Annotated in this window: 16 protein-coding genes; 10 read left to right on the top strand and 6 right to left on the bottom strand. The window is 41.7% G+C overall.

The window, feature by feature from the left end; all coding sequences use genetic code 11:
* Positions 1 to 177: 177 nt before the first annotated feature.
* Positions 178 to 1,425: an HD-GYP domain-containing protein gene (locus IEY48_RS01280; protein ID WP_188916510.1), complete on the top strand. Its 1,248-nt coding sequence runs from the start codon at positions 178 to 180 to the stop codon at positions 1,423 to 1,425.
* Positions 1,426 to 1,479: 54 nt separating this feature from the next.
* On the opposite strand, the gene IEY48_RS01275 is transcribed toward IEY48_RS01280, so the two are convergent.
* Both IEY48_RS01275 and ppsR read right to left on the bottom strand, forming a co-directional pair.
* Positions 1,480 to 2,544, bottom strand: coding sequence for a 3-deoxy-7-phosphoheptulonate synthase (locus IEY48_RS01275; protein ID WP_188916509.1), 1,065 nt, complete (start codon positions 2,542 to 2,544; stop codon positions 1,480 to 1,482).
* Positions 2,545 to 2,748: 204 nt separating this feature from the next.
* Positions 2,749 to 3,561, bottom strand: coding sequence for a posphoenolpyruvate synthetase regulatory kinase/phosphorylase PpsR (gene ppsR, locus IEY48_RS01270; RefSeq protein WP_188916508.1), 813 nt, complete (start codon positions 3,559 to 3,561; stop codon positions 2,749 to 2,751).
* A gap of 126 nt (positions 3,562 to 3,687) precedes the next feature.
* On the opposite strand from ppsR, the gene ppsA reads away from it, so the two are divergent.
* The 9 genes from ppsA (at position 3,688) to IEY48_RS01225 (ending at position 15,223) form a co-directional block, all read left to right on the top strand.
* Positions 3,688 to 6,057, top strand: a complete 2,370-nt coding sequence (gene ppsA, locus IEY48_RS01265) for a phosphoenolpyruvate synthase (RefSeq protein ID WP_188916631.1) — start codon at positions 3,688 to 3,690, stop codon at positions 6,055 to 6,057.
* A gap of 117 nt (positions 6,058 to 6,174) precedes the next feature.
* Entirely contained in the window at positions 6,175 to 9,225 is a 3,051-nt protein-coding gene (ydiJ, locus tag IEY48_RS01260; RefSeq protein WP_188916507.1) for a D-2-hydroxyglutarate dehydrogenase YdiJ, read from the top strand.
* Between the two features lie 10 nt (positions 9,226 to 9,235).
* Complete coding sequence (locus IEY48_RS01255; RefSeq protein WP_188916506.1) at positions 9,236 to 9,673, top strand: DUF1285 domain-containing protein; 438 nt, start codon at positions 9,236 to 9,238, stop codon at positions 9,671 to 9,673.
* A 295-nt stretch (positions 9,674 to 9,968) separates the two neighbouring features.
* The gene (locus IEY48_RS01250) at positions 9,969 to 10,388 is read left to right on the top strand and encodes a MarR family winged helix-turn-helix transcriptional regulator (protein ID WP_188916505.1); all 420 of its coding nucleotides are present in this window, start codon (positions 9,969 to 9,971) and stop codon (positions 10,386 to 10,388) included.
* 652 nt (positions 10,389 to 11,040) lie between these two features.
* Positions 11,041 to 11,610 carry a GNAT family N-acetyltransferase gene (locus IEY48_RS01245; RefSeq protein ID WP_188916504.1) on the top strand — a complete coding sequence of 190 codons (570 nt, stop codon included), beginning with the start codon at positions 11,041 to 11,043 and terminating at the stop codon, positions 11,608 to 11,610.
* A gap of 63 nt (positions 11,611 to 11,673) precedes the next feature.
* On the top strand, positions 11,674 to 12,984 hold the full coding sequence (locus IEY48_RS01240; protein ID WP_229786289.1) for a M24 family metallopeptidase: 1,311 nt from the start codon (positions 11,674 to 11,676) through the stop codon (positions 12,982 to 12,984).
* A gap of 73 nt (positions 12,985 to 13,057) precedes the next feature.
* Positions 13,058 to 13,642, top strand: a complete 585-nt coding sequence (locus IEY48_RS01235; protein ID WP_188916502.1) for a hypothetical protein — start codon at positions 13,058 to 13,060, stop codon at positions 13,640 to 13,642.
* Positions 13,643 to 13,818: 176 nt separating this feature from the next.
* Positions 13,819 to 14,400 carry a YqiA/YcfP family alpha/beta fold hydrolase gene (locus tag IEY48_RS01230; RefSeq protein WP_188916501.1) on the top strand — a complete coding sequence of 194 codons (582 nt, stop codon included), beginning with the start codon at positions 13,819 to 13,821 and terminating at the stop codon, positions 14,398 to 14,400.
* A 166-nt stretch (positions 14,401 to 14,566) separates the two neighbouring features.
* Positions 14,567 to 15,223, top strand: coding sequence for a Bax inhibitor-1 family protein (locus tag IEY48_RS01225; protein ID WP_188916500.1), 657 nt, complete (start codon positions 14,567 to 14,569; stop codon positions 15,221 to 15,223).
* A gap of 431 nt (positions 15,224 to 15,654) precedes the next feature.
* On the opposite strand, the gene IEY48_RS01220 is transcribed toward IEY48_RS01225, so the two are convergent.
* Genes IEY48_RS01220 through IEY48_RS01205 form a run of 4 tightly spaced genes read right to left on the bottom strand, consistent with a single transcriptional unit; the run spans position 15,655 to position 20,623 of the window.
* On the bottom strand, positions 15,655 to 17,364 hold the full coding sequence (locus IEY48_RS01220; RefSeq protein WP_188916499.1) for a Na(+)/H(+) antiporter subunit D: 1,710 nt from the start codon (positions 17,362 to 17,364) through the stop codon (positions 15,655 to 15,657).
* Positions 17,354 to 17,668: a hypothetical protein gene (locus tag IEY48_RS01215; protein WP_188916498.1), complete on the bottom strand. Its 315-nt coding sequence runs from the start codon at positions 17,666 to 17,668 to the stop codon at positions 17,354 to 17,356. Before IEY48_RS01215 ends, IEY48_RS01220 begins: the two co-directional genes overlap by 11 nt.
* Before the next feature lies 1 nt (position 17,669).
* The gene (locus IEY48_RS01210) at positions 17,670 to 19,136 is read right to left on the bottom strand and encodes a monovalent cation/H+ antiporter subunit D family protein (protein ID WP_188916497.1); all 1,467 of its coding nucleotides are present in this window, start codon (positions 19,134 to 19,136) and stop codon (positions 17,670 to 17,672) included.
* Entirely contained in the window at positions 19,133 to 20,623 is a 1,491-nt protein-coding gene (locus tag IEY48_RS01205; protein ID WP_188916496.1) for a monovalent cation/H+ antiporter subunit D family protein, read from the bottom strand. The genes IEY48_RS01210 and IEY48_RS01205 overlap by 4 nt, the downstream gene beginning before the upstream one ends.
* Between the last annotated feature and the right edge of the window lie 2 nt (positions 20,624 to 20,625).

Genomic DNA, 20,625 nt, shown 5'->3' with positions numbered 1-20,625 from the left:
AGATGTTAGCAGAATTTTTATTATGTTACTGTGACAAACAAATAACTGCAGTATGTATCGTTATTGTTTAGGTTTAATTTGTATCATACTTTGCCTGTTCCTCTTTATGCGGTAATACTTTACTGTCTCACGTTGCTTAGCCATCACCACTGTAAGACAGTTAAATAAGGATCATTTATGTCTTCATCGTTAGCGGCCGAAATTATTCAATTAGAACTGGATGATGCCCTGCCTGTTTGGCGTCATACTATTTTTATGCGCTTATTTACCATTTTAGCGATCATCTGTATTCCGGTTTATATCACCAGTGTGTATGTCTGTATCAAAGAAGGCATATGGTTTATGGCGGTATTTGATTCATTGGCTTACGGCTTGTTGTTGTTTGTATTGTTTTATCCCAATTTGCCCGACTCGGTGCGTTATTTATTCGGTTGTTACTTATCCTTTTTGATTGGTGCTGGTTTTTTAGTGGTATTGGGTCCATCCGGTGCAGGCTTTTTTTGGTTATTTGCTTTTCCACCATTGACCAGTATTTTACTCGGTGAAAAATCAGCAATCACGGCACAAATAGTCAATGTCGTATTTTTGTTAGGCTTGGGGGCCGCATATCATTTGCAATGGCTTGACTGGCCAGTAATGGAGCATTTTTCGACACTTATTTGGTATGTGGTGGTGATTAACTTTATCGTGACTTGTGCCATTGTGACTCAATCAACATCGTATTTATTAGGTAAACTAAGCCAGTCTTTGCAATCAACTATTGCGTCTAGGCAAGCAACCGTAATTGGTTTAGCCAAACTAGCTGAGTACCGCGATAATGATACTGGCGCACATTTAATACGCATGCAGCAATATGCCAACATGTTGGCTAAACAGCGTTTAGAAGATGAGCAAGTCCCTGAAGAGTTAACCGATGCCTTTATTCAAGAAATTAGTTTGTCATCGATTTTACACGACATCGGCAAGGTGGGGATTGCAGATCATATTCTACTTAAACCGGGTCGATTAACTCCTGAGGAATTTGAACACATTAAAGCGCATCCTGTGATGGGAGCTAAAGTGCTTGATAGCCTATTAAAATACGCTCCTAAATGTGAGTTTTTATTAATGGGCCGAGATATTGCTGGAGGCCATCATGAGAAATGGGATGGCAGCGGTTACCCTAAAGGGCTAAAAGGTGAGGTGATTCCATTGTCAGCAAGGATTGTGGCATTAGTGGATGTATATGATGCATTAACATCACCACGTTGTTATAAACGCCCATTTACACATGAAGAAGCCATTGGAATTATTATGGATGGTCGAGGTAAGCATTTTGATCCAGCTTTAGTTGACAGCTTTATGCTTATTGAACAACAGTTTGCTGAACTATCCCATGCGTCGCTTGCACATTACTCTGCAAACTATCAGCAAGATAACCAATAAAAATGCCAACGGGTTACGTTGGCATAGTGGCGTGCAAAACTGAATGTTGAGCTCTTATTTTGATAATAGCGTGATGCGCTCGCGTGATGCTTGTGCTAATTCACGTAATAATTTTTCAGAATCAGCCCAGTGTAAGCAAGCATCAGTGATACTTTGACCGTAAACTAATGGCTCACCTTCAACCACTTTTTGATTACCTTCAATCATAAAGCTTTCAGCCATAATACCAGCGATGGCGGTGCTACCATTGCGCATTTGTTGCATAATACTGTCTGCTACATTTAACTGGTTTTTATGCTGTTTCTCACTGTTACCATGGCTAAAGTCGACAACCATACGTTGAGTCACGCCCACTTTTTCTAGCTGTGCTCGAGTCACTTCAATGTCTTGTGCTGAATAATTTGGTGTTTTACCGCCACGTAAAATAATGTGACCGTATGGGTTACCGTGAGTACGGTAAACAGCCATAGCACCATCTTTATCTGGTGAGTAAAAAATATGCGGAACTTGTGCAGCTCGAACCGCATCAACGGCAATATTAATATTACCGTCAGTGCCATTTTTAAAACCAACAGGGCAAGACAATGCTGAGGCCATTTCGCGGTGAATTTGGCTCTCAGTGGTGCGCGCACCAATAGCTCCCCAGGTGATGAGGTCGGCAATATACTGACCGTTTACCATGTCTAAAAATTCGGTGGCGATTGGCAGTTTAAGTTCAGTAATTTGTTGCAGTAACTGACGCGCCAAACGTAAGCCTTTGTTGGGGCTAAAGCTGCCATCTAAATCAGGGTCTGAGATTAAGCCTTTCCAACCCACAATCGTCCGTGGTTTTTCAAAATACACTCGCATTAAAATACACAAATCGTCTTTAAGCTCATGGTGCAGTGCAGATAACTTTTCTGCGTATTCTAAAGCGGCTTTAGTATCATGAATTGAGCAAGGGCCAATAATGACTAATAAACGTTGGTCTTCGCCTGCAATAATCGCCTCAACTTCACGACGTTGTGCGACGAGGTAATCAGCTGCATCTTGGGTTAAAGGATATTCTGAAGCTAACTGAGCAGGAGAGATAACTTTGCTTAATAAGGTTGTTCTTAATTCATCTGTTTTAATAGTCATGCGTATTACCGAAAAATCGTGAGATGCATCAGCATCATAATGCCTCGGATTATATACCCAAAGAAGTTAAAGATGCGAGGCTTCACCTAGGATTCTCCCCGTTAAAAAACAGATTGCCCTAAGCGTTCAAGACGAATCAACCAAGGTTAAGTTCGTCTTTGATGATTAAATGACCTAATTAAGTGGGGTCTAATTGTTTATTTTTTAGAACATATGACGATCTAAACCGGTAATGTCGAGGATTTTTGTGGCAATTTCTTCAACCGAATGATTGGTGGTATTCACAAAGGGAATACGCTCTTTTTTAAACAACATTTCCACTTCTTTGACCTCAAGACGGCATTGTCTTAATGACGAGTAACGGCTGTTTTCCATGCGGCTTTGTCTAATTTCATGCAGTCGATGTGGGTCAATTGTTAGGCCAAATAATTTCGATTTATTGCGTTTAAGCGACTCCGGTAACTTTAGATGATCCATGTCATCCTCAGTAAAAGGGTAGTTTGCAGCCTTAATACCAAATTGCATTGATAGGTATAAACTCGACGGCGTTTTGCCACAGCGAGACACGCCTAATAAAATAATGTCGGCTTTATCCATGTGTTTCATGGTTTGGCCATCATCATTTTCCATCGCATAGTTAATGGCGTCGATACGGGTGTCATAACTGTGATTACTTTTACCATGAGTACGATGCAAAATCGGCTTTGCTTGCACCCCTAAGTGTTGTTCGAGTGGCGCAACAAAGGTGTTCAAAAAGTCGTAATCGACACATTCACTCGAAAAAATCACATTGCGGATCTCAGGATTAATGATCGAATGGAACACAAGTGGTCTTTCGCCTGTTGTAATAAAACAATCATTTATTTGTTGTTTAACTTTTTGTGCACGTTGAACCGTTTCAACGAACGGAATTGTAAGTGCTTCAAATTCAATGGGAAACTGTGAAAGTACCGCATGCCCAAAAACCTCTGCTGTGATCGCGGTCCCATCTGAGATATAAAATACTTTTGGCGTCATTATGACCTCTTGTAGTAATAAAATTACAAATAAAATTATAGATTTACGCGTGTTGTATGGGAGTGTAAGATGCTATTGCCCTCGTGTGAAGTGGCCACTGAAATAAAAACTTGCGGAGATAAAACTGTGCAGCAATACGTACTCTGGTATCAAGAATTAGGCATGGGTGATGTAAACAAGGTTGGCGGTAAAAACGCATCCCTTGGAGAGATGATCAGCAATCTAGCTAATGCAGGAGTTCAAGTTCCTGGTGGTTTTGCTACGACCTCTCATGCGTTCAATGAATTCCTTGAACAAAGTGGAGTTAACCAGAAGATTTTTGACATTCTGGCTACATTGGACGTTGATGATGTCAATGAACTGGCGAAAGTCGGTGCACAGATCAGACAATGGGTCATTGAGACTCCATTCCAGCCTGCATTAGAAAATGCTATTCGTGAAGCTTATGAGCAATTATCAAGTGAAACGCAAGACGCTTCATTTGCCGTGCGTTCTTCAGCAACTGCAGAAGACATGCCGGATGCATCATTTGCGGGTCAACAAGAAACATTCTTAAACGTAAAAGGGTTCGAAGCCGTCATGCTAGCAATTAAGCATGTATACGCGTCACTCTTTAACGACCGTGCAATTTCTTATCGTGTTCACCAAGGTTATGAACATCAAGGTGTGGCTTTATCTGCTGGCGTGCAACGTATGGTGCGATCAGACAAAGCGGCTTCTGGGGTGATGTTTACCATGGACACTGAATCAGGTAACAACGACGTTGTCTTTATCACTTCATCATTTGGTTTAGGTGAAATGGTAGTACAAGGTGCGGTTAACCCTGACGAATTCTATGTGCACAAACCAATTTTATCGCAAGGACATCAAGCTGTTGTGCGTCGTAACATTGGCAGTAAACTGATTCAAATGGTTTATTCAGATGATGCTTCACATGGTAAGCAAGTCAAAATTGAAGATGTTGCCGCAGAGCAACGTCGCGAATTCTCTATTAATGATGCTGAGGTAATGGAACTGGCTAAACAAGCCATGATCATTGAGCAACATTATGGCCGTGCGATGGACATCGAATGGGCAAAAGACGGTAACGACGGTAAGTTGTATATCGTTCAAGCGCGCCCTGAAACAGTTCGTAGCCGTGAAGATGTGCAATTAATTGAACGTTACCATTTAAAAACCAAAGGCGATGTGATTTCAGAAGGTCGTGCTATTGGTCATAAAATTGGTTCAGGTGTGGCTAAAGTTTTAGCTTCAATTGAAGACATGGACCAAATTCAACCTGGTGATGTATTAGTGACAGACATGACAGACCCTGATTGGGAACCTATCATGAAGCGCGCTAGCGCCATTGTGACTAACCGTGGTGGCCGTACTTGTCATGCTGCGATTATCGCACGTGAACTCGGTGTACCAGCTGTTGTGGGTTGTGGTGACGTGACTGACCGTATTAAGAGTGGTGACTTAGTGACCGTATCTTGTGCTGAAGGTGACACTGGTTTGATTTATTCTGGTGAGCAACAGTTTGAAGTGGTGACAAACCGCGTTGATACATTGCCATCATTACCAATGAAAATCATGATGAACGTGGGTAACCCTGATCGTGCATTCGACTTTGCTCGTTTACCAAACGAAGGTGTTGGTCTAGCACGTTTAGAGTTCATCATTAACCGCATGATCGGTATTCACCCTAAAGCGTTGCTTGAATTCAACGACCAAACCGCTGAGCTACAATCTGAAATCAATGACATGATTGCCGGTTACGACTCGCCAGTTGAATACTATGTTGCTCGCCTAGTTGAAGGTATTGCTTCAATTGCATCTGCTTTCTACCCGAAAAAAGTCATCGTACGTATGTCAGACTTTAAGTCTAACGAATACGCAAACTTAGTCGGTGGTGAGCGTTATGAGCCTGAAGAAGAAAACCCAATGTTGGGCTTCCGTGGTGCTAGCCGTTATATTTCTGAATCATTCCGTGATTGTTTCGCGCTTGAATGTGAAGCCATTAAACGTGTTCGTAACCAAATGGGCTTAACCAACGTTGAAGTGATGATCCCATTTGTTCGTACTGTTAAAGAAGCATCACAGGTTATCGAATTACTGAAAGAGCAAGGCTTAGAGCGTGGTAAAGATGGTTTACGCGTTATCATGATGTGTGAGCTGCCATCTAACGCCTTATTAGCTGACCAATTCCTTGAGCATTTTGATGGTTTCTCTATCGGTTCAAACGATTTGACTCAGTTAACACTTGGTCTTGACCGTGACTCTGGCATTATCAGCCACTTGTTCGACGAGCGTGATGACGCGGTTAAAGTATTACTGTCTATGGCCATTAAAGCGGCGAAAGCCAAAGGTGCTTATGTCGGCATTTGTGGTCAAGGTCCTTCAGACCATTCAGACTTTGCAGCTTGGTTAGTTGAGCAAGGCATCGACACTGTGTCTTTAAACCCTGACACTGTTATCGATACTTGGTTATATTTAGCCGAAGCTCATGGATAAATAGTGTTAAAAATGCAGTCCAACCTGCATTTTTATCATGTTGCAACAAAAGCCGCTTTTTAGCGGCTTTTTTTTGTTTATAATGGCAACAATATACCCATAATGAATAAGTCCTCTATGTTACCTTTACTATCACATAAACAAACATTAGAACCTATCTATCTAGATTACCTTGACGCACTTGAGCAAAGTGAATTTGAAGGTGAAATAGACAAACGATACAGTGCTCGGCTTATTCAAGCGACCGATAATTCGGTATACCAATTTTTACCTCAAGCAGTAATTTATCCTTTACATCAACAAGATGTCGAACTTGCTCTGGCACTGGCATCACAGCCAAAATATAAAGCTGTTACCTTTAGTGCGCGTGGTGGTGGTACCGGTACCAATGGTCAATCATTAACCCATGGGTTGATATTAGATGTGTCTCGCCACCTTAACCAGGTACTCGAAATTAACGTCAAGCAGGGCTGGGCGAGGGTACAAGCGGGTGTTATTAAAGACGCATTAAATGATGCATTACGCCCTCATGGACTGTTTTTTAGTCCTGATTTATCCACGTCTAATCGAGCCACAATTGGCGGTATGGTGAATACTGATGCATCGGGAGCTGGTTCACTGGTTTACGGTAAAACCTCAGATCATGTATTAGGTGTGACCAGCGTACTTGTTGACGGCAGCGTATTAAACACACAACCTCTTGCTGCTGAAGCTATTGATAATCAGCCTCATGGTGACAACACACTGGCCAATACTATTGCCAGCCAAATTGCAGCAGTATGTCAGCAAAAGCGCGACACCATTATTGAGCGCTTTCCCAAATTAAACCGATTCTTAACCGGTTATGATTTAAAACATGTGTGGAATAACGATCTGACTCAGTTTGATTTATCACGCATTTTAACGGGTTCAGAAGGCACACTGGCGGTCATTACCGAAGTTAAACTAAATCTAACTCCATTGCCGACGACTCGGATGATGGTCAATATCAAATATGACTCTTTTGAATCAGCATTACGCCACGCACCATCGCTGGTAAACGCTCAGGCTACTGTGGTTGAAACCGTTGACTCAAAAGTATTAAACCTTGCGCGCGAAGATATTATTTGGCATTCAGTCGCCGATGAAATTAAATCAGTCCCCAATAAGGTGATCGAAGGCCTTAACATGGTCGAATTTGCCGGTGACGACAATGATGTTAAAGCCAAAGTAGCCAGTTTAGAGACGATGTTAACAGAGCAGCTTAACCAACAACAATATGGTTTAGTCGGCTTTCAAATCACTGGCGACCGAAACAGCATTAATAATATTTATGCCATGCGTAAAAAAGCTGTGGGCTTACTTGGTGCCACCAAAGGTAGCCGAAAACCCCTAGCATTTGCTGAAGATACCGCAGTACCGCCAGAAAATCTTGCTGACTTTATTATGGAGTTTCGCGCATTATTAGATGGCCATAATTTGCAATATGGCATGTTTGGTCATGTTGATGCCGGTGTGTTGCATGTGCGCCCCGCGCTCGATATGTGCGATCAAGCTGATGAGAAACTGCTTAAAGTCATTTCTGATCAAGTTGCAGCATTGACCCTTAAATATGGCGGTTTAATGTGGGGCGAACACGGTAAAGGTGTCCGCGGCGAATATGGCCCAGACGTATTTGGTGATGAACTTTACGGCGTACTTGAACAAATTAAAGGCTGGTTTGACCCTGATAATCGTTTAAATCCGGGTAAGTTAGTAGCGCCGCCACAGTCGGGTCCATTAATGTTTAATGTCGACAGTGCCAAGCGTGGCGGTTTCGACAGACAAATCCCGGTGCAAACGCGAGATGCATTTCCTGATGTGATGAACTGTAATGGTAATGGCTTGTGTTTTAACTACAGCAGTTACTCTCCGATGTGTCCGTCATTCAAAGTCACAGGCGATAGAGTGCAATCACCTAAAGGCCGTGCAGGCCTAATGCGTGAATGGTTGCGTTTACTTGAAACTGAAGGTGTTGATGTTGAAGAGCTTGCAAAGTCTAAATCTTTAGGTTGGATGCAGCGCACCCAAAATACCATTAATAACCAACGTGATTACGATTATTCTCATGAAGTGATGGAATCACTCAAAGGCTGCCTGGCCTGTAAAGCCTGTACAGGGCAGTGCCCGGTTAAGGTCGATGTGCCTAAATTTAGAGCGCAGTTCTTTAATATTTATTACAAACGTTACTTACGTCCAGCAAAAGACTACCTAGTGGCTGGTATTGAAGATTCATTACCGTTAATGGCATCAATCCCTAAACTGACAAATTTTGCATCGCAAAACCCATTGAGCCAATGGGTGATTAAAAAGACCATTGGTTATGTTGATGCGCCTAAGTTGTCAGTTCCTACTCTCAAGCAACGCTTAGATGGCCATGTGAGCCGGGGTTATGATTTAGACGCTTTGTGCGCGATCCCAGAAGCAGACCGCAGTCAGTATGTACTGGTAGTGCAAGACCCATTCAATAGCTTTTATGATGCAGGCTTGGTTTATCGTTTTGTTCAACTAATTGAAAAATTGGGTTTAAAGCCGGTATTATTGCCTTTTAAACCGAATGGTAAACCAACACACATAAAAGGCTTTTTAGACAAGTTTGCCAAAACAGCCCAAGACAGCGCCGACTTTTTAAACCGTGTTCACGCGCTTGGCATGCCAATGGTTGGCCTCGACCCTGCGTTGGTATTGTGTTATCGCGATGAATATAAAGAGGCACTAGGACAACGTCGTGGCCCATTTGAAGTTAAGCTTGCTAATGAGTGGCTTAGTTCTGTCATAGCCAATCGTGCTGAGGCAGAGCCAGTAGCCATCGACGCACCACAATACACTTGGTTTAGTCACTGTACTGAATCGACGGCAAAACCTAATACTGCCAATGAGTGGAAAGCCATCTTTAGTCACTTTGGCGCTAAGCTTAATAGCGTGAACTTAGGCTGTTGTGGTATGGCGGGTACCTATGGCCATGAGCTTGAAAATCTTGAACGCTCAAAGCAGCTATTTGATATGTCATGGCAATCTGGAATTGTCGATATTGCTGAAAACAGCCAAGTGTTAGTGTCAGGATATTCTTGTCGAAGCCAGGTTAAACGCTTTGCAGGCTTTAAACCTCAACATCCAATTGAAGCTTTGCTTAAATTACTCAACTCATAAGGTTAATAACATGGCAGATGAAACAACGGCATTAAACGCATTTACTCATCCTGATGGGGTAGCGTTGTGCAGTGATGATGTGTTGTTTCATATCCAAGCAAATGGTGATTGGCTGTATCTCAACAGCCCGTTGCCAGCTAAGTTTGCTGCATTGTTCAGCAGTATTTTGCACTGCATCGACAATGAATATTTGTTAATTACCCCAGTTGAAAAAGTCAAAGTTAGCGTAGAGCAACACCCATTAATAATGGTTGATTATCAACACAAGACAGAGCCGACTCAATTAATCTTTTCCAGTAGTATTGGCACACAACTTCCACCGGTGAATATTGCAGATATTACCGTGACAGATGATGGTATTTATGTCCCATTAATAAGGGGATTAACTGGTAAGCTTAATCGAGCTTGTTATTACCGATACATTAATGAATACATTTCGTTTGATTAACGTGAGGCTATTCAGCTTCCCAACATTTTTTGGCTTGTAAACGGCATACTCGGAATTGCAATCACTAGCTTATGGCGCATCAATGCGCCTTGTGAGCAATACAATGACTCACCTTGATATTTATAGTCATAAATACAAGCGGTTAAACTTTTTTAAGCTATATATTCATTCAAACTAAGGCTAAAGAGCTTCTCTTAACGTATAGACATGGTAATCTTAATTTGTTCGCGCGAGTTTAGTTGCTGAGCATAGTGATGCAAACTGGATATGCCAATGACGATGTAGGAGGTATCATTTGAAACGATTTGAAAGTTTAAGTTACCTGATTTCTCATCTTAATATTGCCTTACAGCAAGAACTCGACACGCGCTTAAAGCGTTATGAGTTAGACAGCAAACTTTGGCCAGTGTTATTTGCTTTATGGCAAGAAGAGGGCTTAAGCCAAACCGAGCTATCAAAACGTTGTGACGTCGCCAATTACACTATGACTCGCCTGCTCGATAACCTACAAGTGCAGGGATTTATCACCCGTCATCAAGAAGCCGACAATCGCCGTGCTTTTCAAATATTTTTAACCGACAATGGTAAAGCATTAGAGCAAGATTTAGTGCACGAAGCCGAGTGGGTCAATGAACGCTTTTTAGCAGTACTTACCGAAGCTGAGCAAGATGAGTTTATGCGCCTGCTGAATAAAGTGAATCAGTTTAGTCTGTAAGCTTTAAGAGCAGCGTTGCTTTTTCCTTTTAAATCAGTGTGCTTGACCATTTTTTGTCCGATTGTTTGTTTAAGCTATGACCACAGGCCATTAACGTTCAGAGTACAGGGTAAAATGCTTGCGTTATTTGGAAACTCTCTGCGTTCCCAGACGAAAAATGCATAATTTACGATGGGGGATAGTGCAACTTTACACTTCATCTGTAGCGGGCTTACAAATGTCGGATAAATATCCAGTGTCAGCCAGACCTCCCACCTTTATGTTCTGTGTATAAAAACAGTTGTCATGATTTGTGACGCATTTTTTCGTTGAATAGGCTAATAAGTAAACTAAACCCGTGCGAATAATAAATCGCAAAAATTGTAACGTTATGATATTAATGTCTTTTTATTTTTTGCCGAATATTAGGTCTACTTTCACGCGCAAGCTCGCTTTTATTGGTTCGTAGAGTTAAATAAAACAGCTTTACATCAATAAGATAGTAAATGTAGGATGATATTAATCAATAACTTAAAGGGTCGGCTTTAAATTTGTTTGGTCGTTCGATAGATTAGCCACGCATGTAGCAAAACTGTAGGACTATGATAAGTCATTAAAAGTGCTTGTTTTTATTATAACCGAGGGCAATCGTTGTTATTTGAGGCCTTGTTTAATGGAGGATGGTATTATTTTTCCTGTTCTAAGTTCACAACGGTTAACGTTAAACGCGATTAATGAAGCTGATAGGCAAGCGATTTTTGGGCTGTTTTCGAATTCCAATGTGGTTAAATATTATGATTTAGACGCTTTTGAGCATATTTCACAGGCAGATGAAATCATCGCTTTTTTTAATACTCGGTTTGAACAGGCTGTTGGGATCCGTTGGGCGATACGCCTAAAAGAAACCGGCGAGCTAATAGGTACATGCGGGTTTAATAGCTGGTCTGAAAAAATGAAAACGGCAGTAATAGGCTATGATTTAAACCATCGCTACTGGGGGCAAAGTTATACCACAGAGGCTATTCAATTAATCATAAAAGCGGCTTTTGAAGGTGTGTTAAGTTGCGGGGCAATTAACCGTATTCAGGCCGATACCGTGCTAGGAAATAAAGCGTCTGAAGCCGTCCTTAAAAAGCTTGGCTTTTGTGAAGAGGGTATTAGACGGCAAAGTGGTTTTTGGACAGGTCAATTTCATGATTTAACGTGTTTTGGCTTATTAAAATCTGAATACTGTGAAATATAAACCAAACACGAATAAAAGGAGTTAATAGTGCGAGTTGCTAATTGGGTCAATTTACCCTTTTTAATCATAGTTCTCTGTGTTACTTCATTTTCAGCCAATGCCGTTGAGGTTTTGCCCATGCGAGACAGGGCTGCATTTATCGACGATATTTTAGCTAAACGGGTTGATCAATTATTGCCCAAGCTAATGAATGAACATAAGTTAGATATGTGGGTCATCATTAGCCGTGAATACAATGAAGACCCCGTCATTAAAACACTATTACCCGCAACATGGATATCTGCACGCCGTACAACAATATTGGTGTTTGCTCGTAAAAATGACGGCACAATAGGTGCTCATGCCATTGCCCCTTATAACGTTGGTCATGCTTTTGAAAAAGCATGGGATAAAACAACACAGCCTAATCAATGGTTAGCGCTTAATGCATTAATTGAACGCTATCAACCTAATAGTATTGGTATTAATCAATCTGAACACTGGGCACATGCAGACGGACTCGTTGCCACAGACAAAGATAACCTGTTAGCGCATTTACCTAAAAAATATAAAAGCAAAATTGTTTCGGCAGAACCGGTTGCCATTGGCTGGTTAGAGCAACGTATTCCAGAAGAAATTGCAGTTTACAAAGATATTGTAAAATTGGCGCACTCTATCATTGCCGAAGCCTTTTCAAACAAAGTGATAACGCCCGAGCAAACAACCACTGACGATGTAGTGTGGTGGCTAAGAGAACGTGTTGTTGAACTTAAGCTACAAACTTGGTTTCACCCAACCGTTTCAATTCAGCGAGGAGGAGATGTTAATCTCGAGCACGGATCAGACTTAAGCCATGGCGATGAAACACAAGTCATTTTACCTGGCGATTTATTGCATGTAGATTTTGGGATAAGCTATTTACGCTTAAATACCGATACCCAACAACATGCTTATGTATTAAAACCGGGTGAGACTGAAGCGCCACAGTATTTGCAAAAGGCGTTGTTGTCTGGCAATCAACTCCAAGATGTATTTACTGGGCAATTCGCTCAAGGGTTAACTGGTAACCAGGTATTAGCACGCTCTCGTCATCTAGCCATTTCACAAGGATTAACCCCAACAATATACACACATCCACTGGGCTATCATGGCCATGGTGCTGGCACCACACTGGGGATGTGGGACTCGCAAGAGGGCGTACCTGGTGATGGTGATTATCCATTACACCTAAATACGGCTTATGCTATTGAGTTAAACAACGCTATTTTTATCGACGCATGGAATAAAGACATCAGGATTATGCTGGAAGAGGATGCCATTTTTGATCAATCGGGTGTGTGGTATCTCAATGGCAGACAAACAGAGTTATTACTCATCAAACCTGTAAAGAGCTGATTTTGCTACCTGCTCAGTTAACGTTATTTTTAAACACTCTACACATCGGTGTAAATATTCTTTTTGAGACGCTATGAATAACATAAACGTGAATGACATTTTACAACATGCTGATTCTCTACAATATGAAGACCCAGAACATACCTATCACAGATCATACCGTCATTTTGTTAACTATTTCAGTGATAAAAATGAGTTAACAGAGCAAGATTTGATTATAGGAGCCAATTTCACATACGGGTGGATGCCGACGATAATGAATTTTAAGTCAAATAACTTTGACGAGTCGTTGAAAATACTCAATAAAGCGAGATTGCCAGAGCGTATTTCAAGTAATGAAATTCTTATTCTTAAGTCGTTGATAAACAATTCTCTTGTGGGTGTATCAAAGCTCTTACATTTTATCAATCCAAAGGTATACGCCATTTGGGATAGTCGAGTGTGCTATTTTCTTCTTGGTAAGTCGCATAAATACCTCATTGAAAAAGTAGACATGTATTGGCAATACTTGGACTTATGTGATCGAGTTTCAGCAGAGTTTGATTTTAAGGTAATCCATTCAAAGTTCGAATCTTCGGTAAATTATGAGGTTTCAGCTTTAAGAGTGGTAGAGCAATTGATGTTTGTGAATAGCAATATGACAATAGCAAAACTCTAGCTGATATCAGTTTCCCTCTTACCAATATTGGATATGAGCTAATTTGGCTGAGCAATTTGAGCAGGATCTCTTACCTGCTAAACCCTATGATTTATTATATCTTTTGGATTTTAACTTGTGCTTGTGAATAAAGAAGTACATGTAAGTTATTTAGCGTTAATTTTAAGAGGAATAAAATGTACTCAAAAATAGTAATTTTATACATTCACGGTTTTGGTAGTCGATTTGATCCTCAATCTGACAAAGTTAAGGCATTAAGCTATCTAGGAGATGTTAAAGGGATTACTGTTGATTACACATCAATGCCAAGTTGGATTGAAAAACAGTTGATGAACGCCTGTATGGACTTTCAAGTTGATCTTATCGTCGGTACAAGCCTTGGTGGATATTGGGCAAATAGAATTGGAGCTCAAATTGGGGTACCTTTTGTATCTATAAATCCAGCGATATCACCTAACGCTACATTGCAAAAATATATTGGATTTGGACAAACCTATTATGGTGAAAATTATGAGTTAACACCAAAAACTGTTGATGCGTATACTGATTTTTCTGCTCAAGGTTGCGGTTTGATTTTATTAGATATGGCAGATGAGTTGTTAGATTCAGTTGCTACAAATAGTCAATTAAAAGACCTGTTTAAGGTTCATTGCTTTGAGGGTGGTACTCACCGCTTTTCTCATATGAATGAAGCCATTCCAATCATTGAGAGATTTGTAAGTGATGCAGAGCTTATTTATGGTGTAGTGAATGAATGAGACAGATATTAACCATACTTTTTTCAAATTAGAAAAGGGGATTTCATGAATAATGCTATTATTACAAAGTGTTGTGTAATAATGGCCAATCTTAAGGCTAGCTCAATCGCTCTTGATATTGAACATGCTCAAATCAACATAAAATCTCAATTTATAAGGATGTAAAATGGAAGTCGATGTATTTAACAGAACCCACACTAATGACAAAATTATCAGTGGGTCTACTTACAATTTTATCATTGGCTTAACGCTGTTATGGGGTTTTGCCATCAATTGGCTTATGGTGCTGAACATTTCGGTTGAATCAATCAGCAGCATTAATCCTATTATTTTCTTTATTGGTTATTTTGCTTCGTGTTTCTTTGGCATTTACCTTTTTAGCAAATCAGATAAGCCTATTGTGAGCTTTATTGGCTATAACTTTGTGGTGGTACCGTTTGGGCTGATTATTAACCTTGTGGTGAGCCAATATAATCCCGATATTGTGCAAGAGGCCATTAGGGTTACCGGCATGGTAACGTTTGTGATGATGCTGTTAGGCTCAATGTATCCAGCATTTTTTAAAAAAATAGCGGGTGGATTAACCATTGCGTTGATTTGTGTGATTGTCGTGGAGCTCATTGAAATATTTATTTTTAATACCCATCATGGCATTTTAGACTGGATTGTCGCGCTGATTTTTTGTGGTTATATTGGCTATGATTGGGCTCGAGCTAATGCTATCCCGAAAACAGTTGATAACGCCGTCGATAGCGCTGCAGCCTTGTATATGGACATCATCAATTTGTTTTTACGAATACTCAGAATTCTAGGGCGAAAATAGTCTTCAAAGAACGATTCTTATCAGCGTTCAAATGAAGCTAATCCCATTTGATTAGCTCATAGATTGCCTTGATGAGCAGTGCAAACCAGAGCCAGATATCGACAATCTATTACCCTGGAATTTTAAGCGAGAGGTGTGGTTGCCCAAACGCTTACGTTAGTACCAAAGGTAAAGCGGATATAAGTGGCTAGTTCATTTTGAGTTAGTGGGCTCTTTTTCTATGTTGCAGTACAAATAAACCTTGCCATAGAGTGTTATGTTTATTTGTACTGCTATATTAATTTTTGCTAAAACTCCGCCTGAGTTTGTCGTTATGAAAACACAGAAATGTTAATTATGGCATATTTAACCCTAGCCTCCAGCCTGCCCAATACCCATTTTCAACGCGTGTAAAAGTCACTCTCGGATCTGAAAAATTTTTCCCATTGAAGCTAAAAGTAATACAACAATACGTAGGCCGATAGCAATCCAGCGATCCATAGTACAGTCGTGCCCACACGCCAAGATCGCGCGAACACGCTGCGCTCTTGGCTATCTGCTGTATGCGGTTGGCCTAGATAACGCACTGTCATACGTTGTAAAAGTTTCTGCAAGCTGTTTCGTTGTTGCGAAATAACTTCACCTAGTGAGCTAAGTGCTTGTTCGATCAACTTAACCAATGAAAAGCCCGCACGTCGCCAAAGCCAATCTGTATCGAGACTAATCGTCATGGTTCGCTTCATTAGTGGTAATAATACAAAGAAAGCTAATCCTGAAAATAGCAGTAATTGAAGGTAAAACAGCACTTTACCAATAGAGTAAGGTTGGTAGTCAACAGGGTAAGGTAATAGGGCATAGAGTATTTCTGGGAATACACCCAGTAAAATGCACATACTAGCAAAAATGATCATCGCCAGCCCCATATTCCATGGTGCATCTTTTGGCCTTAAACCTGAGTCTTTTTGGAAAAACACAAACCATGGGAATTTGATGCCAGCATGAAGAAATACACCGGCCGACGCGGCGGTTAATGCCATGTAAACCCACACTAAATTTCCATCGACAGCTGCCTGGGAGATCATGCTTTTTGTTGTAAAGCCTGAAGTCAGTGGAAAACTTGAAATCGCTAGCGCGCCAATAATACCGCAAACGCAGGTAAGTGGCATGGTGCGAAATAGACCACCCAACTCTATACATTTATTTTTCCCAGTGCGGTATATAACAACACCAGCACTCATAAACAGTAGTGCTTTATATATAATATGTGCAAAAGCATGAGCCGCAGCCCCATTAAGTGCCATTTCAGTGCCAATACCTACGGCAACAACCATAAATCCGACTTGGTTAACTACAGAATAGGAAAGGATACGACGTACATCATTTTCCAATAATGCGAAAATAATACCGTACATAACCATAAATAGACCAATGCCAATCAGCACAGATTCGCCTGGGAATAATAATATCAGTGCCAATACAGCTGTTTTAGTTGTAAATGCCGACAAAAATACTGAACCAGTGGGCGTGGCTTCTGGATATGCATCGGCTAACCAAGCTGACACTGGTGGTGCAGCTGCGTTTATTAATATGCCAATAAGTATCATCCATGTACTGAAATCTGTTGCTAGCATAGGTTGGATTTGGATAGAACCAGTCCCAAGAACGACACCTACTATTCCAACTTTAAGTATTACGCCACCGAGAAAATGCATGATGGCATAACGCATTCCAGCTGCGCGTGAACCGGGCGTACCACCACACCACACAACAATAGTTGAGAATATTGCCATGAGTTCCCAGTAAACGAACATGGTAATAAGATCGCCGGCAAAACAGACTCCTATAGCGCCTGCAGCGTATGTAAAGGCTGCGGCAAGTTCATACCAACGGGCTATACGAAAAGAAAACAGACCTCCAACAAAGACCATTATGGTAAAAATAGTCGCAAACAATCGCCTTAGCGGGCTACCTTCGACAGGTTCAATGTTGTAAGAAAGAAAGTTTACCGTGCTCTGGACTCCGTCAGGGATCTGCCATATGGCCAACAGGGTAATCATTGGGGCGATTAAGATGATAGTTGTTCTTGCGTGCCCTTTAACCAAACATATCAGCACAGCAGCAATTAGCAGGATAAATGCTGGAGAGAAAAATTCAAACCCCATTGCGATTCTCCTTTACCTTGTAATGACTGGGTGCTGAGGTGTTAATTTGTTCTGGTTCATCATAATAGTCCTGAGGACGTTTCAGAAATAGCCCTAATAATTTCGCTATTAATACCATCACCAGGCAACTGACAAATCCATAAACCGCACCAAACCCAAACCAGCCATCAAAGCCGAAATAACCTTTAACGTATATTACTGTCTGCGCAAGAACTACCAAGGTGAGTACAACACTGAAACCAATCCAGAGCTTACGAATGGTTGTTGGCCGTACTAACCAGTGTAATTGTTTTTCGTCATTCATTTTAACTGAGCCCCTTAACAACTTGGCTTGCCAATTCAATGACCGGACCGTTAAATAAAAAGAAAGCGAGTGTCAGTATGGCAGTCAAGGTCAATGCAAACACAGTTAAAAACGGTGCTTCGCCGTGTTCCTTACCACCTTCTTTTTCGTGTTCAAACCAAACTAAGTATAAAATTGGCAAAAAGTAAGCGGCATTAAGAAGGGTACTGGCAATGATGGTAAATACTGCCACGAGATTGTTAGCTTCGAAAGCGCCGGCCAAAATGTACCATTTGGAGACGAACCCCGCAGTGGGAGGGACACCAATCATACTTAATGCACCAATTGTAAACGCTGCCATTGTCCATGGCATACGTCTACCAATACCACGTAATTGATGGATTTCGGTCTTTTTAGAGGCAACATATATTGCGCCAGCAGCAAAAAACAATGTGATTTTACCAAAAGCATGAGCGACCATATGCAAGGCGGCACCAACTTCAGCGTGCGGCTTAAGAATAGCTGTGGCCATGACAACATAAGATAACTGGGCAATAGTGGAGTAGGCTAGCAGACGTTTGATGTTGGTTTGGCGCAATGCAACAAGACTCGCAACAATGATGGTAAATGCTGCAACATATAAAAGCCATTCTGAGCTCGTTGATTCAAATAGATATTCAATACCAAATATATAAATGATTATCTTAGTGATAGCAAAAACACCTGATTTAACTACCGCAACGGCATGGAGTAAGGCACTCACTGGGGTGGGGGCTACCATCGCGGCGGGTAACCATTTATGCATCGGCATGACAGCCGCTTTACCGATACCAAATACAAATAGTGCCAGAAGCAACCCTATTTCTGGGTCATTCAACTTACCCGCGAGGATCCCGCCTGCAGTAAAATCTCCTGTACCTGCCACGGTATAAGTCCAGATGATAGCTGGAAGGAACAAACCAATAGATGTACTCAGTAAAACACCCAGATAAATCCTTGCCGAACGTATCGTAGCTGCATCGCCTTTATGTGCGACTAAGGGGTATGTTGAGAGTGTTAATAATTCATAGCATAAAAATAGAGTGAATAGATTGCCAGCGAAAGCAACACCAACAGTGGCTGAAAGAGCTAACGCGAAGCATACAAAAAATCGAGTTTGGTTTTTCTCTTTATTACCGCGCATGTAGCCAACGGAATATATCGAGTTGATAAGCCAAAGCCCAGATGCCAATGCAGCAAATAGCATGCCCAGAGGTTCAACAGTAAATGCAATACTTAGCCCAGGCATCACCTCGCTTACTTCTATTGAGGGTCTTTTGCCTTCCATAAGAGTAGAGATGAGTCCCCAAACAACCCAGATTAATGAAACAGACGTAATAGCGGTTGCAGCTTCGCGAATATTAGGGCCTATACGCCCGGCAAGGGAGATAGCGAGAGCGCCTACAAGAGGAAGACCAATAGCGACTAGAATGGTAGTTTCAGGTGTCAATTTGAACCCTCCAATAGAAGGGCTGCGGCACTATTTGCGAGTTCTAATGGAACCTGTGGAAACAGTCCGAAGTATATATTGAGTAGTGCAATAAAACCGGTAACTAATAACATTTGTATTGGTGCTTCAGATGTTGGACCTTCTCCTTCGACAGGAGCTTGGAAGTAAAGCGCCTCAACGATGCGCCAAACATAAACCACCGCCATCAAGGAACTGACTAGAATAATTGCGACTAGCCAGCCCCCCCAAGGACCGCTTTCCAAAGCTGCAGTGATAAGGAGCCATTTACTAATAAACCCTGCAGTGCCAGGCACGCCGATTAAGCTCAAACCACACACAACAAAAGCAGCACAAGTCCAGGGCATACGAGCAGCAGCACCACCGAGTTGATCTAAGCGCAAATCACGATACTGATATGCTAGACAAGCAACTGCCAAGAATAAGCCACCTTTTGCTAGCGCATGGTTGAACATATGCATTGCGCTGGCGCTTAGCCCTGCCATGCTGACAAAACTAACACCAAGCAAAATATAGCCTATTTGTGCTATAGATGATGAAGCAAGCCGCCTTTTAAGATGTCCTTCGAACATCGCAACTGCAGAAGCAATCATTATTCCGAGAATTGACAAAGGCATGGCAAACAATGCGAACTGAACTTGGTGATCCTCAAGCGTGGCTTGAAATATCATATAGTCAAATCGGATAAGTACATACAGTGCAACCTTGGTCGCGCAAGCAGCGAGAAACACTGTCACCATGTGCGGAGCATGTGTATAAGCGTTTGGCACCCATACATGCAAAGGAAATACAGCAGCTTTAAGAGCCAACCCAATAGTGATGAATCCAGCAGCAACTAGCACTGGATTTATATCCGTCACATCACCGAGGCGATCTTGAATATCGGCTAAGTTAAGCGTGCCGGTCATCATGTAGATTAGACCTACACCAATTAGATAAAAGGTTGCGCCAATAGTACCCATCATTAGATATTTGAACACGGCTGGAAGAGCCCGGCGGTCTGGACCTCCAGCAATTAATATGTAGCTGGCCAGAGATGAAATTTCCATGAAAACAAAAATATTGAAGGCATCTGCTGATACGACAATACCCACCAGTCCAGATAAAACCAAAAGCCAGGCCGCATAGAAAAGTGGTTGACGTTCTGATTCAATTTGCTGATCAATGCTTGGTTTGGCAGCGAGTAAGGCAGCTGTGCTGGCTCCCGTAATCACCAACAAAACAATGGCACTAAACGTATCAACCGACAGAGCTATGCCGTAAGGTGCGGTCCAGCCGCCCATAGCGTATTGGAGAGCTTGTCCGTCTAAAACGGCCAACGTGAGCGCAACGGCGATGGAAAAACTCACGAGTGCAACAGCAGTTGCTCCGGCCCAAGCCAAACCTCGCGGTTGTAACAGAACGATAAGCGGTGCCGACAACATCGGTATTACAACTTGCAAAGCTGGAAGGTGTGTTAATAAATCCATAG

The sequence above is a fragment of the Shewanella saliphila genome (genome assembly GCF_014648295.1).
GTDB classification, from domain to species: Bacteria; Pseudomonadota; Gammaproteobacteria; order Enterobacterales; family Shewanellaceae; genus Shewanella; species Shewanella saliphila.
Note: the sequence above shows the minus strand (reverse complement) of the source record. Positions and strands in the feature narration are given on the sequence as shown.

Excerpts from the sequence above, each read along its gene's own strand:
- IEY48_RS01280 (WP_188916510.1), top strand. The coding sequence starts at position 178 with ATGTCTTCATCGTTAGCGGCCGAAATTATTCAATTAGAACTGGATGAT.
- IEY48_RS01275 (WP_188916509.1), bottom strand. The coding sequence starts at position 2,544 with ATGACTATTAAAACAGATGAATTAAGAACAACCTTATTAAGCAAAGTT.
- ppsR (WP_188916508.1), bottom strand. The coding sequence starts at position 3,561 with ATGACGCCAAAAGTATTTTATATCTCAGATGGGACCGCGATCACAGCA.
- ydiJ (WP_188916507.1), top strand. The coding sequence starts at position 6,175 with ATGTTACCTTTACTATCACATAAACAAACATTAGAACCTATCTATCTA.
- IEY48_RS01255 (WP_188916506.1), top strand. The coding sequence starts at position 9,236 with ATGGCAGATGAAACAACGGCATTAAACGCATTTACTCATCCTGATGGG.
- IEY48_RS01245 (WP_188916504.1), top strand. The coding sequence starts at position 11,041 with ATGGAGGATGGTATTATTTTTCCTGTTCTAAGTTCACAACGGTTAACG.
- IEY48_RS01235 (WP_188916502.1), top strand. The coding sequence starts at position 13,058 with ATGAATAACATAAACGTGAATGACATTTTACAACATGCTGATTCTCTA.
- IEY48_RS01230 (WP_188916501.1), top strand. The coding sequence starts at position 13,819 with ATGTACTCAAAAATAGTAATTTTATACATTCACGGTTTTGGTAGTCGA.
- IEY48_RS01225 (WP_188916500.1), top strand. The coding sequence starts at position 14,567 with ATGGAAGTCGATGTATTTAACAGAACCCACACTAATGACAAAATTATC.
- IEY48_RS01220 (WP_188916499.1), bottom strand. The coding sequence starts at position 17,364 with ATGGGGTTTGAATTTTTCTCTCCAGCATTTATCCTGCTAATTGCTGCT.
- IEY48_RS01215 (WP_188916498.1), bottom strand. The coding sequence starts at position 17,668 with ATGAATGACGAAAAACAATTACACTGGTTAGTACGGCCAACAACCATT.
- IEY48_RS01205 (WP_188916496.1), bottom strand. The coding sequence starts at position 20,623 with ATGGATTTATTAACACACCTTCCAGCTTTGCAAGTTGTAATACCGATG.